The following is a 15,867-nucleotide window of genomic DNA, read 5'->3' on the forward strand; positions in this document are numbered from 1 at the left end:
CCCTCTGGCTTATTTAAAACACAGGCCGTCTGAGAACTCCAATTTCAGACGGCCTTTTGTTACAATTCCATTTTTACCGAACACACTCAATTACCGTGAAAATACTCATCCTCGGCAGCGGCCAAGTCGGTTCGACCGTCGCCCAAAACCTTGCCTCCGTTCCCAGCAACGACGTCACTATTATCGACATCGACGAAAAAGCGCTCAACCGTATCAGCAGCCGCCTTGATGTCCAAACCATCGTCGGCAACGGCGCATCGCCCTTTACCCTCGAACAGGCAGGTGCGGCGGACTCCGACCTCCTGCTTGCCCTGACCCGCAGCGACGAAACCAACATCGTTGCCTCCAAAATCGCCGCCGACCTGTTCAACATCCCCAGCCGTATTGCACGCGTACGCTCAAGCGAATACCTCGAATATCCGGTTGCCGGCAGCGACAAACCCGAAGAAGGCAGCCTCAACATCTTCGGCATTACCGAAACCATCAGCCCCGAACAGCTAGTTACCGAACAACTCGTCGGCCTGCTCAACTACACCAGCTCATTGCAGGTACTCAGTTTCGCCAACGATAAAGTGCGCATGGTGATTGTTCAAGCCCGCAAAGGCGGGTTGCTGATCGGGCGTGAAATTGCCGACATCAACCAGCACCTGCTCGAAGGCGTTGACTGCCAAATCTGCGCCATCTACCGCAACAACCGCCTGATCGTCCCCACCCCGCAAACCGTCATCATCGAAGGCGATGAAGTCCTGTTTGCCGCCGACATCAACAGCGTTGAAGCCATCATGCGCGAATTGCGTCCGAAAGAAGCGCGTACCCGCCGCATCATGATTGCCGGCGGCGGCAACATCGGCTACCGCCTCGCCAAGCAGCTCGAATCCAAATACGACATCAAAATCATCGAATACAAACCCCACCGCGCCGAATGGCTGGCCGAGAATCTGGACAACACCCTCGTCCTGCAAGGTTCAGCCACCGACGAAACCCTGCTGGACGAAGAATACATCGACGAAATCGACGTCTTCTGCGCGCTGACCAATGATGACGAAAACAACATCATGTCCAGTCTGTTGGCGAAAAACCTTGGTGCCAAACGCGTAATTACCATCGTCAACCGCTCAAGCTACGTCGATTTGCTCGAAGGTAACAAAATCGACATCGTTGTTTCTCCCCATCTGATTACCATCGGCTCCATTCTGGCCCACATCCGCCGCGGCGACATCGTTGCCGTCCATCCTTTGCGCCGCGGTACGGCCGAAGCCATCGAAGTGGTGGTACACGGCGATAAAAACACTTCCTCCATCGTCGGCCGCCGCATCAGCGGCATCAAATGGCCGAGCGACTGCTACATCGCCGCCATCGTCCGCGGCGAAACCGGCGAAGTCATCATGGGACACCACACCGAAACCATCCTGCAAGACGGCGACCACATTATCTTCTTCGTCTCACGCCGCCGCGTCCTGCCGGAGTTGGAAAAACTCATTCAAGTCAAAATGGGCTTTTTCGGTTAAACCTGAAATCCGTTTGCTTGAAGCCATAAAAAGGCCGTCTGAAAAGGTTTTCAGACGGCCTTTATTTATTGTTTTATTTATGCTTTGGCAACACTGTTTTTACGGCCAAACCAAACAAAACCAATCACACCCAATACAATCATCGGTACGCTCAACCATTGACCCATGGACAAGCCCAAGGTCAACAGACCGAGATAGTCGTCAGGCTGGCGGGCAAATTCGGCAATAAAGCGGAACAAACCGTAACCGCCCAAGAACAATGCTGCTGTTTGACCGGCCGGACGCGGTTTTTTAGAAAAAATCCAAACAATGACAAACAGGCAAATGCCTTCAAGGGCAAATTGGTAAAGCTGAGACGGATGGCGCGGCAGCATACCGTATTGTTGCAGCCATTCGGCCCACAAAGGATTGTGCGCCGCAGCTTCCGCATCTTCGTAACGCGCTTGCGGGAAACCCATCGCCCAGAAAGCATTGAGTTCGGTCACGCGACCCCAAAGTTCGCCGTTGATAAAGTTGCCGATACGGCCGGAAGCCAAGCCCAGCGGTACGAGCGGCGCAACGGTATCCATCAATTTCAAGATACTGATGTTGTGCTTGCGGCCAAACAGCCACATGGCAACGACCACGCCCAAGAAGCCGCCGTGAAACGACATGCCGCCTTCCCAAACTTTGAAAATATCCAAAGGGTTGGCAAGATAGTCGGAAAATTTATAAAACAAAACGTAGCCGATACGGCCGCCCAAGATGACGCCCAGGATACCCCAAGTCAGGAAATCGTCGAGTGTTTCTTTAGTAAACACAGAATTGCCCTGCGCGATACGACGGCGGCCCAAAATCGTAAACAGGATAAAGCCGACAATATAGCTCAAGGCATACCAGCGGATGGCAAGCGGGCCGATGCTGATCAGCACCGGATCAAACTGGGGATGTATCATCATAATGTGTGTTCCTTATCTCAAAGGCCGTCTGAAAGCCTGAACTTTCAGACGGCCTGTATGCAGTATCGGACGATTTAACGCAAATCGCCAACCACATTCAAAATAGCAGACAACATTGCCTCACCCAAGCGCAGCGAGCGTTGACCGTTCCAGCCGAAATCGTCGTCCGGCAGGTTGGCATTGTCTTTAAACGGCATTTCCAAAGTATAGGCAAGGCAGTTGAAATGATTGCCGACCCAGTTGGTCGCCAAAGTCATGTTTGCCTGACCCGGCGCATCTTTGTCATAGCCGTAATCGTCTTGGAAATCTGGGCTGGCATTGAGCAACGCCAGTTTGAATTGATCTTCTAAGGCTTCGATGCGCTCGTTGTAGTTCGGCACGCCTTCGGTACCGGCCACAAAGACAAACGGCAGACCTTCATCGCCGTGAATATCCAAGAACAAATCCACACCGGTTTCCATCATTTTTTCGCGGACGGTAAAGACTTCAGGACTTCGCTCCAAAGTCGGGGTTTCCCATTCGCGGTTGAGGTTGGCGCCGGCGGCATTGGTGCGCAGATTACCCAAAACCGAACCGTCCGGATTCATATTCGGCACAATGTAGAAAGTCGCGCGGTCAAGCAGCATACGCGCGGTCGGATCTTGCGGATCAAGCAGGCGGCCCAGCAAACCTTCGACAAACCATTCCGCCATGGTTTCGCCCGGATGTTGACGGGCGATAATCCAGACTTTCATATCGCTTTCGACTTGGTTGCCGATGGTCAGAAGATTGATGTCGCGGCCTTGAACAGTGCTGCCCAAATCGTCGATACGGCACAAGCCGCTGCCCTGCGCATCGCCCAAAAGGTTCAAATGCTGCTCGTGGGAATAAGGCTCGAAATAAGCGTAGTAAACGCTGTTGGACAAAGGCGTATGGTTGATGGTCAACACGCCGTTTTCGTAGCTGGTCGGCACGCGGAACCAATTTTGGCGGTCGTAAGAGGCGCAAGCCTGATAGTCCTCCCAGCCCAAAGGATACGCAGCGTCCGCCGCATTTTCAAAATGCATCACGCAGTTTTGATAGGCCGCACCCTGCAAACGGAAGTAAAACCATTGGGCAAACTCCGAAGCATTGTCGGGACGCAGGGCGAGGCGGATATCGGCAGGGTTGCTCAAGTCTTTGATAACGACCGAACCGGCATCGAATTGGGTGCTGATTTTCATCATGGGTATCCTTAGTAATCGGCGAAGAGGCCGAAGCAAACCGTCATTTTACCGTTTGCATGAGGCTGGTTTCAACCATTTAACTGATTTAACAGGATTTCAAGCGCTTGGAAATATTGTTTCAGACGGCCTTTGGGATTAAGATAAGGCCGAAATCATGAAACAAGGTTGAAACCATGACCCAGCAACAATCTGTCTCCCCTGCCATCAAGGCGCGTGTCCTTGCCGAATCTTTACCTTATATCCGCCGTTTTTCCGGCTCCATCATCGTCATCAAATACGGCGGCAACGCCATGACCGAACCTGCCTTAAAAGAGGGTTTCGCACGTGATGTCGTCCTGCTCAAACTAATCGGCCTGCATCCCGTCATCGTTCACGGCGGCGGTCCGCAAATCAATGAAATGTTGGAAAAAGTCGGTAAAAAAGGGGAGTTTGTTCAAGGTATGCGCGTGACCGACAGCGAAACCATGGACATTGTGGAAATGGTTTTGGGCGGGCACGTCAATAAAGAAATCGTTTCCATGCTTACCACCTTCGGCGGTCGCGCCGTCGGCATTACCGGTCGGGACAACCACTTCATCAAAGCGGAAAAACTCCTGATCGACACGCCAGAACAAAACGGCGTGGACATCGGCCAAGTCGGTACAGTGGCAGACATCGATACCCGTTTGGTGGAAGGCTTGGTCGAACGCGGCTGCATTCCGGTCATCGCACCCGTCGGCGTAGGTCAAAACGGCGAAGCGTTCAACATCAATGCCGACTTGGTTGCCGGCAAACTGGCGGAAAAACTTCAGGCCGAAAAACTGCTGATGATGACCAATATCCCCGGCGTACTGGATAAAGAAGGCAAATTACTGACTACCCTGACACCAAGCCGCATTGACGAACTGATTGAAGACGGCACGCTGTACGGCGGTATGCTGCCTAAAATTGCCTCTGCCGTCGAAGCTGCCAAAAGCGGCGTCAAAGCCACGCATATCATAGACGGTCGCGTTCCCAACGCCCTGCTTTTGGAAGTGCTGACCGATGACGGCGTAGGCTCAATGATTTTGGGCGAAGGCTAATCCGCTATTCAGACGGCCTTATGCCTTATTTAATCAGCTTTTCACCCTAAAAAGGGTAAAAAATGTTACACTATACAGCTTATGTTTGTTTGAGCGATATTGACGTGAAACAAACTTACAGTCAGTTTCATACCGACTCCGATACCATACTTGGCAAAGACGGTATAATGTCTGCATTCATCAGACTTTGGCAATCATCCTTAAGGCCGTCTGAAACGTAACAAAGCTACTTTTCTTTTACCATCCTATTTGGAGATATTCATGAGCGCAATCGTTGATATTTTTGCACGCGAAATTTTGGACTCCCGCGGCAACCCTACCGTAGAGTGTGACGTATTGTTGGAATCCGGCGTCATGGGACGCGCAGCCGTACCTAGCGGCGCATCAACCGGCCAAAAAGAAGCTTTGGAACTGCGTGACGGCGACAAATCCCGTTACTTGGGCAAAGGCGTATTGAAAGCCGTTGACCACGTCAACAACCAAATCGCACAAGCCCTCATCGGTATCGATGCCAACGAACAATCTTATATCGACCAAATCATGATCGAATTGGACGGTACTGAAAACAAAGGCAACTTGGGTGCCAACGCCACTTTGGCCGTTTCTATGGCCGTAGCACGCGCAGCCGCTGAAGATGCAGGCCTGCCTCTGTATCGATACTTGGGCGGTGCAGGCCCAATGGCTCTGCCTGTTCCAATGATGAACGTTATCAACGGCGGCGAACATGCCAACAACAGCCTGAACATCCAAGAATTCATGATCATGCCTGTCGGCGCAAAATCTTTCCGTGAAGCCCTGCGTTGCGGCGCCGAAATTTTCCACGCACTGAAAAAACTGTGTGATGCCAAAGGCTTCCCAACTACCGTGGGCGACGAAGGCGGTTTCGCACCTAACCTGAACAGCCACAAAGAAGCCCTGCAACTGATCGTCGAAGCAACCGAAGCCGCAGGCTACAAAGCAGGCGAAGACGTATTGTTCGCCCTGGACTGCGCATCCAGCGAGTTCTACAAAGACGGCCAATACCATCTGGAAGCCGAAGGCCGCTCTTACACCAGCGCAGAATTTGCCGAATACTTGGAAGGCCTGGTTAACGAATTCCCAATCGTTTCCATCGAAGACGGCATGGACGAAAACGACTGGGAAGGCTGGAAACTGTTGACCGAAAAATTGGGCGGCCGAGTTCAATTGGTCGGCGACGACTTGTTCGTAACCAATCCAAAAATCTTGGCTGAAGGCATCAAAAAAGGTGTGGCAAACGCATTGCTGGTTAAAGTAAACCAAATCGGTACTTTGAGCGAAACCCTGAAAGCCGTTGACTTGGCAAAACGCAACCGCTACACCAGCGTGATGAGCCACCGTTCCGGCGAAACCGAAGACAGCACCATTGCCGACTTGGCCGTTGCCACCAACTGTATGCAAATCAAAACCGGCTCCCTGTCCCGTTCTGACCGCATGGCGAAATACAACCAATTGTTGCGCATCGAAGAAGAATTGGCCGAAGCCGCCTACTACCCTGGCAAAGCCGCATTCTACCAACTGGGCAAATAAGCAGAATATAGGATATTGATTGTATGAAGTGGGTGACTTTTGTTTTAACCTTCGCACTTTTGTGCTGTCAGTACAGCCTTTGGTTTGGCAAAGGCAGCGTCGGGCATACGGAAGAATTGCAGGAGCAGCTCGTCCGTCAGGAGGAAAAAAACCAAACGCTCACTTTACGCAACAATTTCCTCAATGCGGAAGTTGAAGATTTGGCACACGGACAAGAGGCCATCGCCGAAATTGCCCGCGTCGAATTGGGCTATGTCCAAGACGGCGAAGTGTATTACCGAATCATCGACCGCCGCTAAAGCCTGCAAAACAAAGGCCGTCTGAAAACATATGTTTCAGACGGCCTTTTTTATCGCAATCGCTATATAATCACATATCCCAAAATCAAATTACACCCATCATGTATGACGTAAACACCCACGATGTCCGCCGATTCTTTGCCCACGTCTGGCAACACAGGCTCGCGCCGCTCCAATTGGACGGCCTACAACAAAAAGCTTTGCGCATTATCGAAGCCCATCCCGAATACGGACACTATCTCAAAGACATCGAACAATATTTAGATAAAGAATGGTTGCCCGAAGACGGCGAAAGCAACCCATTCCTGCACATGTCGCTACACCTTTCCCTACAAGAACAAAGCGCCATTGATCAGCCCTCGGGCATCCGTGCCATCCACCAACAACTTTGCGCCCGTTACAACGGCGACTGGGTCAAAGCCGAACACGATATGATGGAAGCCTTGGCAGAAACCATCTGGGAAGCACAACGCTACGGACGGGGCCTTGATGTCAACGCCTACATGACCCGCTTGCGGAAATTGGTCGGCTTAGGTCAAGAAGAAAAAGCCCGCCTCAATCCCCATGAAGTCGGCTTGATGGATACAAAGTAACTTCTTTTCAGACGGCCTCAACCCATACAAATCCTTACGCTTGCCAAAGCCAACGTTTCCATCTTTCATGCTAAATTACTTTTTTGAAATCCGCATCACAAGGAAAACAAAATGCTCCGCCCAGCCCTTACCGCCCTACTGCTAGCCGCCTCCCTGCCCGTTGCAGCAGAAAGCCTCAACTACAACATCGTTGAATTTTCCGAATCTGCGAATATGGAAGTGCCGCGGGATACCATGACCGCGCATTTCAGCGTCAACGCCGAAGGCAAAGACCGTCAAGCCGTCAACCAAGCCTTCATGAAAAAATTCAACCAGTTCAACAAAATCTCCCAAAACAGCAAATTTAAAGCCGAGCTGATGGAGCGCAACGCATCCCCGCGCTATCAATACACCAACGGCAAACGCACCCAAACCGGCTGGGAAGAACACGCCTACTTCAAAGTAGAAAGCAAAGACTTTGAAGCACTCAACCGCCTGATTGCCGACAGCATCAATATCGCCGTTTTGGAAAGCTCCTCATTTTCCGTATCCAAAGAAAAACGCGAAGAAACCGTCGACCAACTGAGCAAAGCCGTCATCCTGCGCTTCAAAGACCGCGCCCAAAATCTCGCCCAAACGCTCGGCTTCTCCAGCTACAAAATCGTTAAACTCAACCTGGGCCATATCGGCAACCGCCAAGTCGGCGGCGACTTTGCACACGCCAAAATGCTGCGTGCAATCCCCGCCGCAGAGATGGCGGCAGGAATAGAAGATGGCATACCTGCCTCCCCCGGTTCGGAAGAGATCAGCCTGACCGTCAGCGGCTCGGTGCAAATGTAGGATTTTCTTTTAAATCATTTAAAAGGCCGTCTGAAAGTATATTTTTCAGACGGCCTTTGTATTTGTTCAATGATTAGAACGGAATATCGTCGTCGATATCATCAACCGGAGCAGTCGGTTGTGCCGGAGCAGGACGACGGGCTGGGGCGGCTGGGGGTTCTTGAGCCGGAGCAGATTGGTATTGCTGTTGTGGCGCTTGTTGGTAGCTGCTTTGGCTTGAATGACCGCCTTGGTTGTAGCCGTCATCGTATGGTGCGCCGCCGCTGTTGTCGTTGCGGCCGCCGAGCATTTTCATTTCGTTGGCGATGATGTCGTAAGCTGTACGCTCGATGCCGTCTTTGCCTTGGTATTTACGGCTTTGGATACGGCCTTCCAAATACACTTGGCTGCCTTTACGCAGGTATTGACCGGCGATTTCGGCGAGTTTGCGGTACATGGTGATGTTGTGCCATTCGGTACGTTCTACGCGTTGACCGTTGCGATCGTTCCACGTTTCACTGGTGGCAACGCTGAAGTTACAGACGGCCTCGCCGTTGGGCATATAGCGGACTTCCGGGTCACGGCCGAGGCGGCCGATGAGGATAACTTTATTCAATGACATTTTACACTCCTGTGATAATTTTTTCGGCGGCCTCTTGGTCGAATCCTTTTTGCAAGGCCTTGATATAAATGGTTTGTTTGTCTGCGCTAAAGCTGATGCTTTCAACGCCTTCAATTTCGGTCAATTTTTGGTAGAGCAAATCCGGATTTTGTTGCCATTCGGCGTTAAGCGGATAGCTGAGGTTTTTGACAGGTTTCGGTGCCGGCGAAATGACTGCCAATAACAGCCACAGCAACATCAATACGCTACAAAAGGCAAATACGCCTACAAAACCGTATTTTTGGAACAATAAACCACCGGTTGCGCCGCCGACAAACAAGCCGACCGACTGCATGGTGTTATACACGCCCATCGCGGTGCCTTTCAAATCGGACGGAGCGATTTTCGACACCATAGACGGCAGGCTGGCTTCCAATACATTGAAACCAATAAAATAAACAATCAGATAAGCGGTAATCAACCATACCGAGTGCATTCCAAACAGCAGACCGATTTGCGCCGCGGCAATGCAGACGATACCCAGGATAAACACTTGTTTGAGTTTGTTGCGCGTTTCGCCGACGATAATCAGCGGCACCATAATAATCAGGCCGGTAATGGTTGACGGCAGATAGACTTGCCAGTGATGGATTTTTTCCAAACCCAACTGCGTCATGGCAAACGGCAATGCGGTAAATAAAGCCATTTGCGCCGTATGCAAGGCAAAAATACCGAAATCGAGATTGAGCAGTTGGCGGTTTTTCAATACCTCGCCCATACGCGAAGGCTGCGCCTGCGTATCTTCGTGCATTTTGGATACTTCAGGATCAGGCGTCATCCATGCAACCACGCCGATACTGATTACAGTCAGAATACCGGTCAGCGCAAACAGGCCGGATACACCGATAAAGCTGGCAATCATCGGCGCAAGCACTAGGCTGACGGAAAAGGTCAAGCCGATACTCAGGCCGATCATCGCCATCGCACGCGTCCGCACTTCGTTACGGGTCAAATCCGCCAGCAAAGCCGTTACCGCCGCACTGACGGCGCCCGCGCCTTGAATGGCACGCGCAGCAACCAACATCTGCAGGCTGTCGGCAACTGCGGCCAAAAAACTACCCGCCGCAAACACAATCAGGCCGGCATAAATCACTTTTTTACGGCCGAACTTATCGGAAGCCATGCCCAAAGGCAGTTGTAGCAAAGCCTGTGTCAGCCCGTAAATACCCATCGCCATACCGACCAGCGCTTTATTGTTTTCTGCGCCGGGCAACGAAGCGGCATACATCGCCAAAACAGGCAATACCAAAAACATCCCCAACATACGCAGTGCGTAAACGCCGGAAAGTGTGGTACTGGCACGCCACTCGTGCGGAAACATTTGAATGCGGTTATCTCTTGCCATAAATAATGTTTCAGACGGCCTTAAGTTTGCGAAAGACCGTCTGAAAGTGTGAATTAACAGATTTTCTGATTATACAGGATTCAAAGGAATTGCATGGGGTCAAATCGCAAGCCGTTTATCGCAAACCTGCTTCATCGGTATAAAACGGTTTCAACTGAAAACCAACGTCACGCAAAATCTGCCCTATCCCATTTATCCAGAATCAACCCCACTGCCATCTATTTCTCCACGCGCCTAACACGGCATTCGGATATTTGTTACTGCCCAAGCTGCCGTTAAACCTTGCCAAAGCGCGGACAATATTGCCTTTTTCGATATTGTTGTAATGGCGAAGAATGGTGCAACCATAGCGCAGATTGGTGCGGATATCGAAAAGGTTGTGCGACGGATTGCCGATATAGTTTTTCCAAAACGGCATCACCTGCATCAAACCGCGCGCACCCACGCCGCTGATGGCATATTGGCGAAACGCACTTTCCACTTCAATCAAGCCCAAAATCACTTGAGTATTGAGTCCGGCACGACTGCTTTCATATTGAATATTAACCAACAGGCGGCGGCGCTCGCCCTCATCGGGAATAAAGCGTGCCAATCGAGAAGACATCGCTGTCAACCAACGTTCCCCTTCCCTCGAATCGGCAAACACCAGCCTCGCAGGGCTGGCGCTATTAATCGAACTGCGCATCACGGAAGCCACATCATCGGCCAGCGTTTCTTCACGTTGAGCCCCCGCCCATGCGGTCGCAGGCGTCAAAAGCATGGCTCCGCCGACTTGCAACAGGCGGCGGCGCGATAAAAATAAGGAATCTTGGTTTTCCGATTTCATGTGTTTTCTCTTTTTAGGCCGTCTGAAAAGTTCAGACGGCCTTTGATATACTTGCTTAAAGTCAGCATTATAAAATACATCTATGAGCAGAATCAAAGAGCTGTATACCTTTTATTGTCAAGTAATACCGCCTCAAGTAACATTTAGGTTTTTCTAATCAACCGGTATTTTTTATGACCACCACTCCCGCCAACGTTTTAGCCTCCGTCGACTTGGGTTCCAACAGTTTCCGCTTGCAAATTTGTGAAAACAACAACGGCCAGCTGAAAGTCATCGACTCGTTCAAACAAATGGTTCGCTTTGCCGCCGGCTTGGACGAACAAAAAAACCTGAGCGAAGCCTCTCAAGAACAAGCCTTGGAATGTTTGGCAAAATTCGGCGAACGCCTGCGCGGATTCCAACCTGAAAACGTGCGCGTGGTGGCCACCAACACTTTCCGTGTCGCCAAAAACATCGCCCAATTCCTGCCCCGTGCCGAAGCGGCGCTGGGTTTTCCCATCGAAGTCATTGCCGGCCGCGAAGAAGCGCGTCTGATTTACACCGGCGTAGTGCATACCCTGCCGCCCAAAGGCGACAAAATGCTGGTTATCGACATTGGTGGCGGCTCGACCGAATTTGTCATCGGCTCGGATTTGCAACCGCTCACCACAGAAAGCCTGCCTTTGGGCTGCGTAACGTACAGCATGCGTTTTTTCCAAAACAAAGTGACCGCCAAAGATTTCCAAGCCGCCGTTTCCGCCGCGCGTATCGAAATCCAGCGCATCAGCAAAATGATGAAGCGTACAGGTTGGGATTTCGCCATCGGCACGTCCGGTTCGGCAAAATCCATACGCGACGTTTTGGCGGCCGAATTGCCGCAAGAAGCCGACATTACCGCCCAAGGCATGCGTTATCTTGCCGATAGGATTATCGAAGCCGGTTCGGTTAAAAAAGCCAAATTTGAAAACCTCAAACCCGAACGCATTGAAGTTTTTGCGGGCGGATTGGCCGTGATGATGGCGGCTTTTGAAGAACTCTCGCTGACTAAAATGACCGTTACCGAGGCCGCACTCCGTGACGGTGTGTTCTACGACTTAATCGGCCGCAGCCTCAATGTCGATATGCGCGAACAGACAACGGCAGAGTTCCAAAAACGCTACCACGTCAGCCTCAACCAAGCCAAACGCGTTGCCGATACCGCGCAAGCCTTTATGAACAGCCTGTGCCACGCCAAAAACGTAACCGTTCAAGAGCTTGCCCTGTGGAACCAATACCTCAGCCGCGCAGGCCGTTTGCATGAAATCGGCTTGGATATTGCCCATACCGGTTATCACAAACACTCCGCCTACATTCTCGAAAACGCCGATATGCCGGGCTTCTCACGCAAAGAGCAAACCATTTTGGCGCAACTGGTTATCGGCCATCGCGGCGACCTCAAGAAAATGGCGGACATTATCGGCAACAACGAAATCATGTGGTGTGCCGTATTGTCCCTGCGCCTGGCCGCCCTCTTCTGCCGTTCGCGCCTGCCGCTTGATTTGCCGCCGCAAACCCAGCTTCGCGTCGATGAAAACAACCACAGCTTTATCTTGCGCATCAACGCCCAATGGCTGGAGCAACACCCCCTTATCGCCGATGCGCTGGACTACGAAAGCGCTCAATGGCAAAAAATCGATATGCCTTTCTCGGTTCAAGCACAATAAACCGCACTCCGTTATAATAGGCAGCTTTTCAAAATCCAAACCGCAGGCCGTCTGAAAATGACAGCCTGCCATACATCAAGGAAAACCATGAGAAAACCCCAACGCGGCTACGCCCGCCAAGACCGTGTCAAAGAACAAATCATGCGCGAGCTTGCCGAACTCGTCCGCACCGGCCTGAAAGACCCGCGCGCTGGTTTCATCACCATCAACGAAGTCGAAGTCACCCGCGATTACAGCCACGCCACCGTGTTCTATACCGTCCTCGACGACAGCACACGCGACATTACTGAAGAAGCTTTGGAACATGCCAAAGGCCATTTGCGCAGCGAATTGGCCAAACGCATCAAACTCTTCAAAACGCCCGAGCTGCATTTCAAATACGACGAATCACTCGAACGCGGCATGAGCATTTCCAGCCTGATCGACCAAGTGGCGGCGGAAAAACCGGTTGAAGACTGATTGATTAAAACACGCAGGCCGTCTGAACCCTTTCAGACGGCCTGAACATTAATATTCCCTAATTAATATGACCAATAAACCCACCAAACGCTCGATCAACGGCGTCCTTCTTCTCGACAAACCCGAAGGCCTTTCCAGCAACACTGCCCTGCAAAAAGCGCGGCGTTTGTTCCGTGCCGAAAAAGCCGGGCATACCGGCGTACTCGATCCTTTGGCCACAGGGCTTCTGCCTGTTTGCTTCGGCGAAGCGACCAAGTTTGCCCAATATCTGATTGATGCAGACAAAGCCTATACGGCCACGCTGAAACTGAGCGAAGCCAGCAGCACAGGCGATGCAGAAGGCGAAATCATTGCCACCGCACGCGCCGATATTTCATTGTCTGAATTTCAGACGGCCTGCCAAGCGTTAACAGGCGACATCCGCCAAGTGCCGCCTATGTTTTCCGCCCTTAAACACGAAGGCAAACCGCTGTACGAATACGCACGCAAAGGCATCGTTATCGAACGCAAAGCGCGCGATATTACGATTTACTCCATTGATATTACTGAATTTGATGCACCCAAAACCGTGATAGACGTACGTTGCAGCAAAGGCACTTACATCCGCACCCTCAGCGAAGACATCGCCAAACACATCGGCACATTCGCCCACCTGACCGCCCTGCGCCGTACCGAAACCGCAGGCTTTACCATTGCCCAAAGCCACACGCTCGAAGCTTTGGCAGAATTGGACGAAGCCGAACGCGATGCCTTGTTGCTGCCTTGCGATGTCTTGGTACAACATTTCCCCAAACTGAAATTAAACGACTACGCCGTTACCATGCTCAAAAACGGCCAACGTCCCCAGTTTACCGAAGACATTTCCGCCGAGCAGCCCATCCGTGTGTACAGCAGAGACGGCACATTTATCGGACTGGTGGAATATCAAAAAGAAATAGGCCGTCTGAAAGCCTTGCGCCTGATGAATACCGCCGACAAATAACTTCCTGCAAAGAGAGCCAATCATGAAAGTCTATACCGCCGCCCAGATGCGCGAACGCGAACAAGCAGCCGTCGATAAAGGCACAAGCTTCGACCAACTGATGGAAAACGCCGGCAGCTCTGCCGCGCAAGACCTGATGCGGCGCCATCCTCAAGCCGGACGCGCCCTGATCGTTTGCGGCAAAGGCAACAACGGCGGCGACGGACTAGTCATGGCAAGATATATGCAGGCGCAAGGTTGGCACATCGACATTCTGTTTTCACTCGGAGAAAACCTCTCCCCCTTGGCTCAAACCAATCGCGAACGCCTCAACGGTTTGCCCCATATTGAATTGATATCCGCACAAGAACTGGAAGGCCGTCTGAAAAAAGGTTACGACATCATTATCGAAGGCATATTCGGCACAGGCTTCAGCGGCGCGCTTCCAACCGAAATCGCCGCCCTCTGCCGCCAACTCAATCATTCAGACGGCCTGAAAGTCGCCCTCGATATTCCCACCGGCCTCAACTGCGACACCGCCGAAGCCGATCCCGACACATTCCGCGCAGACCTGACCTACACCTTTGCCGCCTACAAACCGGCACACTTAAGCGAGTCCGGCAAAACCTATTGTCAAGAAACCGTCTGTTTGCCTATTGGCATTGATTAAATGCCTATAAAAAACAACAGGGTGCAATTTTGCACCCTGTTATTTTTGCTTACTTCCAAATCTGCGCCAATTTAATCCCCAGCGCCGTCAAACCAAACGAACCGAAAACATGCAGACAGGTTGCCATCAAAGCCATGCCCCAACGTTGCGCCTGCATCAAACCCACCATTTCCACTGAAAAACCTGAAAATGTGGTCAAGCTGCCGAGAAAGCCGGTAATCCAAAGCAAACGCCATTGCGGATCGGTTAAGAGTTCCGCCAATACACCGATCAGCAGCGCGCCCAGCCAGTTTGCCGCCAAAGTACCGATAGGAAAAGGTGCAGAAGACACCAGCACCAAGCCAAACAGCCAACGCAATACAGCCCCGACAGCGGCACCGCAAACAATGGGAAAAATATAAGCAAACATAACAAGTTAAACATTCAATTCAAAAAACAGGCCATCCGGTCATTAGGCCGTCTGAAAACCAAGCAAGGATATCTTCATATCTTATTGCCAAATCTTAGGCGCGGATTTCAAATACCTGTCGTCATCGAAAGTACAAATCCATTGCGGCTTGAGCGCGATAAAAATGGCTGTTGAAATACCGCTCAAAAATGCCTCCGCCCAAGCGATTAAGAAGAAAACAGGAAAAGCGGTTCTCCATAATACCGCCGTATCAAACACATCTACCCAGTCCAACAAACCGACCAAAACCACACCGGTAAACACCATTCCGACCGCCGCAGCCCAAAAACCATTCAGAAAAATAAAGATAAAGATATTGGCAGGCAAACGCGATACCCAATGGAGGAAACCCAAGTTTACCAACAAAGGCGGAAGCAATACGGACAAGGCATTAATGGGGAACATATGCCAATCGCCCCAAAGCCACAAATACGGAAAAAACAGTAAAACGCCAAGGCAGAACGCGGCAGAGGTGCCCAGCATTAAAGCCGTCAGGTTTAAAGCAAGCAGATGATAGCTCATGCCGGCCAGTTGTCCGCTTTCCGGGGAAGCATTCAAACTCCAAGCCAGCGGCAACACCACGGCAGCCACCAAGAATGCGGAACGATGCTGCGATACCGACACCCATGCCTGCTTTGCACACAAAGCAAAAATCACCAGCAACACAGGCCATGCCGCCATCACGACACCAATGGGAAACCATCCGTTTTGAAAAATCATCATCTCATCCGCAAAATGTTCAGACGGCCTATTATACGCGTCTCAAGCCACAGCTTTGACAATCCTGTTTGCCTTTGCCGTTAAAGCTTGTTTCGGCTGGTTTTGTTTACCCGAAAAAAGCGTTAAAATAACGGACTTTGCCGTT

General features: G+C 51.4%; 17 protein-coding genes. 10 read left to right on the forward strand and 7 right to left on the reverse strand.

All coding sequences use genetic code 11. The features are described from left to right. Window positions 1-95 precede the first annotated feature (95 nt). Window positions 96-1,508, forward strand: coding sequence for a Trk system potassium transporter TrkA (gene trkA / locus HMPREF2872_RS10090; protein ID WP_070633363.1), 1,413 nt, complete (start codon window positions 96-98; stop codon window positions 1,506-1,508). A gap of 77 nt (window positions 1,509-1,585) precedes the next feature. Here the strand turns inward: trkA and lgt are convergent, their stop codons facing one another. Together lgt and HMPREF2872_RS10100 are read right to left on the reverse strand one after the other, a co-directional pair. Continuing rightward, window positions 1,586-2,446 carry a prolipoprotein diacylglyceryl transferase gene (gene lgt / locus HMPREF2872_RS10095; RefSeq protein WP_003746206.1) on the reverse strand — a complete coding sequence of 287 codons (861 nt, stop codon included), beginning with the start codon at window positions 2,444-2,446 and terminating at the stop codon, window positions 1,586-1,588. A gap of 74 nt (window positions 2,447-2,520) precedes the next feature. Next, window positions 2,521-3,651: a M14 family metallopeptidase gene (locus tag HMPREF2872_RS10100; RefSeq protein ID WP_070633364.1), complete on the reverse strand. Its 1,131-nt coding sequence runs from the start codon at window positions 3,649-3,651 to the stop codon at window positions 2,521-2,523. A 173-nt stretch (window positions 3,652-3,824) separates the two neighbouring features. Here HMPREF2872_RS10100 and argB point away from each other — a divergent pair, with 173 nt between their 5' ends. The 5 genes from argB (at window position 3,825) to HMPREF2872_RS10125 (ending at window position 7,971) form a co-directional block, all read left to right on the forward strand. Then, window positions 3,825-4,712, forward strand: a complete 888-nt coding sequence (gene argB, locus HMPREF2872_RS10105) for an acetylglutamate kinase (RefSeq protein WP_070633366.1) — start codon at window positions 3,825-3,827, stop codon at window positions 4,710-4,712. 261 nt (window positions 4,713-4,973) lie between these two features. Then, a complete protein-coding gene (gene eno, locus HMPREF2872_RS10110; RefSeq protein ID WP_070633367.1) occupies window positions 4,974-6,260 on the forward strand; it encodes a phosphopyruvate hydratase in 1,287 nt (428 codons plus the stop codon). 23 nt (window positions 6,261-6,283) lie between these two features. Further along, a complete protein-coding gene (ftsB, locus tag HMPREF2872_RS10115; protein ID WP_003679613.1) occupies window positions 6,284-6,559 on the forward strand; it encodes a cell division protein FtsB in 276 nt (91 codons plus the stop codon). 101 nt (window positions 6,560-6,660) lie between these two features. Continuing rightward, on the forward strand, window positions 6,661-7,152 hold the full coding sequence (locus HMPREF2872_RS10120; protein ID WP_070633369.1) for a DUF1841 family protein: 492 nt from the start codon (window positions 6,661-6,663) through the stop codon (window positions 7,150-7,152). 111 nt (window positions 7,153-7,263) lie between these two features. Continuing rightward, a complete protein-coding gene (locus HMPREF2872_RS10125; protein ID WP_070633371.1) occupies window positions 7,264-7,971 on the forward strand; it encodes an SIMPL domain-containing protein in 708 nt (235 codons plus the stop codon). 73 nt (window positions 7,972-8,044) lie between these two features. Here the strand turns inward: HMPREF2872_RS10125 and HMPREF2872_RS10130 are convergent, their stop codons facing one another. From HMPREF2872_RS10130 to HMPREF2872_RS10140, 3 genes are all read right to left on the reverse strand, one after another. Further along, a complete protein-coding gene (locus HMPREF2872_RS10130; protein ID WP_049332709.1) occupies window positions 8,045-8,572 on the reverse strand; it encodes a single-stranded DNA-binding protein in 528 nt (175 codons plus the stop codon). A 1-nt stretch (window position 8,573) separates the two neighbouring features. Next, a complete protein-coding gene (locus HMPREF2872_RS10135) occupies window positions 8,574-9,956 on the reverse strand; it encodes an MFS transporter (protein WP_070633373.1) in 1,383 nt (460 codons plus the stop codon). A 202-nt stretch (window positions 9,957-10,158) separates the two neighbouring features. Beyond that, on the reverse strand, window positions 10,159-10,782 hold the full coding sequence (locus tag HMPREF2872_RS10140; RefSeq protein ID WP_070633375.1) for a lytic transglycosylase domain-containing protein: 624 nt from the start codon (window positions 10,780-10,782) through the stop codon (window positions 10,159-10,161). Window positions 10,783-10,955: 173 nt separating this feature from the next. Here HMPREF2872_RS10140 and ppx point away from each other — a divergent pair, with 173 nt between their 5' ends. The 4 genes from ppx (at window position 10,956) to HMPREF2872_RS10160 (ending at window position 14,554) form a co-directional block, all read left to right on the forward strand. Further along, complete coding sequence (gene ppx, locus HMPREF2872_RS10145) at window positions 10,956-12,464, forward strand: exopolyphosphatase (RefSeq protein WP_003685647.1); 1,509 nt, start codon at window positions 10,956-10,958, stop codon at window positions 12,462-12,464. An 87-nt stretch (window positions 12,465-12,551) separates the two neighbouring features. Continuing rightward, window positions 12,552-12,923, forward strand: a complete 372-nt coding sequence (gene rbfA / locus HMPREF2872_RS10150) for a 30S ribosome-binding factor RbfA (RefSeq protein ID WP_003685554.1) — start codon at window positions 12,552-12,554, stop codon at window positions 12,921-12,923. Window positions 12,924-12,990: 67 nt separating this feature from the next. Continuing rightward, window positions 12,991-13,905, forward strand: a complete 915-nt coding sequence (truB, locus tag HMPREF2872_RS10155; protein ID WP_070633376.1) for a tRNA pseudouridine(55) synthase TruB — start codon at window positions 12,991-12,993, stop codon at window positions 13,903-13,905. 22 nt (window positions 13,906-13,927) lie between these two features. Continuing rightward, entirely contained in the window at window positions 13,928-14,554 is a 627-nt protein-coding gene (locus HMPREF2872_RS10160; RefSeq protein ID WP_070633378.1) for an NAD(P)H-hydrate epimerase, read from the forward strand. A 49-nt stretch (window positions 14,555-14,603) separates the two neighbouring features. Here HMPREF2872_RS10160 and HMPREF2872_RS10165 read toward each other — a convergent pair whose 3' ends face one another. Next, window positions 14,604-14,963 carry a CrcB family protein gene (locus tag HMPREF2872_RS10165; RefSeq protein WP_070633381.1) on the reverse strand — a complete coding sequence of 120 codons (360 nt, stop codon included), beginning with the start codon at window positions 14,961-14,963 and terminating at the stop codon, window positions 14,604-14,606. An 81-nt stretch (window positions 14,964-15,044) separates the two neighbouring features. Continuing rightward, the gene (locus HMPREF2872_RS10170) at window positions 15,045-15,722 is read right to left on the reverse strand and encodes an energy-coupling factor ABC transporter permease (protein ID WP_070633502.1); all 678 of its coding nucleotides are present in this window, start codon (window positions 15,720-15,722) and stop codon (window positions 15,045-15,047) included. Window positions 15,723-15,867: the final 145 nt, after the last annotated feature.

The organism is Neisseria sp. HMSC069H12 (assembly GCF_001812735.1).
GTDB classification, from domain to species: Bacteria; Pseudomonadota; Gammaproteobacteria; order Burkholderiales; family Neisseriaceae; genus Neisseria; species Neisseria subflava.

What these genes read in the sequence shown, in the direction of transcription:
- eno (WP_070633367.1), top strand. Translation starts at nt 4,974, where the DNA reads ATGAGCGCAATCGTTGATATTTTTGCACGCGAAATTTTGGACTCCCGC.
- rbfA (WP_003685554.1), top strand. Translation starts at nt 12,552, where the DNA reads ATGAGAAAACCCCAACGCGGCTACGCCCGCCAAGACCGTGTCAAAGAA.
- argB (WP_070633366.1), top strand. Translation starts at nt 3,825, where the DNA reads ATGACCCAGCAACAATCTGTCTCCCCTGCCATCAAGGCGCGTGTCCTT.
- HMPREF2872_RS10170 (WP_070633502.1), bottom strand. Translation starts at nt 15,722, where the DNA reads ATGATTTTTCAAAACGGATGGTTTCCCATTGGTGTCGTGATGGCGGCA.
- HMPREF2872_RS10140 (WP_070633375.1), bottom strand. Translation starts at nt 10,782, where the DNA reads ATGAAATCGGAAAACCAAGATTCCTTATTTTTATCGCGCCGCCGCCTG.
- HMPREF2872_RS10135 (WP_070633373.1), bottom strand. Translation starts at nt 9,956, where the DNA reads ATGGCAAGAGATAACCGCATTCAAATGTTTCCGCACGAGTGGCGTGCC.
- truB (WP_070633376.1), top strand. Translation starts at nt 12,991, where the DNA reads ATGACCAATAAACCCACCAAACGCTCGATCAACGGCGTCCTTCTTCTC.
- HMPREF2872_RS10120 (WP_070633369.1), top strand. Translation starts at nt 6,661, where the DNA reads ATGTATGACGTAAACACCCACGATGTCCGCCGATTCTTTGCCCACGTC.
- HMPREF2872_RS10130 (WP_049332709.1), bottom strand. Translation starts at nt 8,572, where the DNA reads ATGTCATTGAATAAAGTTATCCTCATCGGCCGCCTCGGCCGTGACCCG.
- HMPREF2872_RS10125 (WP_070633371.1), top strand. Translation starts at nt 7,264, where the DNA reads ATGCTCCGCCCAGCCCTTACCGCCCTACTGCTAGCCGCCTCCCTGCCC.
- ftsB (WP_003679613.1), top strand. Translation starts at nt 6,284, where the DNA reads ATGAAGTGGGTGACTTTTGTTTTAACCTTCGCACTTTTGTGCTGTCAG.
- HMPREF2872_RS10160 (WP_070633378.1), top strand. Translation starts at nt 13,928, where the DNA reads ATGAAAGTCTATACCGCCGCCCAGATGCGCGAACGCGAACAAGCAGCC.
- HMPREF2872_RS10165 (WP_070633381.1), bottom strand. Translation starts at nt 14,963, where the DNA reads ATGTTTGCTTATATTTTTCCCATTGTTTGCGGTGCCGCTGTCGGGGCT.
- ppx (WP_003685647.1), top strand. Translation starts at nt 10,956, where the DNA reads ATGACCACCACTCCCGCCAACGTTTTAGCCTCCGTCGACTTGGGTTCC.
- lgt (WP_003746206.1), bottom strand. Translation starts at nt 2,446, where the DNA reads ATGATGATACATCCCCAGTTTGATCCGGTGCTGATCAGCATCGGCCCG.
- HMPREF2872_RS10100 (WP_070633364.1), bottom strand. Translation starts at nt 3,651, where the DNA reads ATGATGAAAATCAGCACCCAATTCGATGCCGGTTCGGTCGTTATCAAA.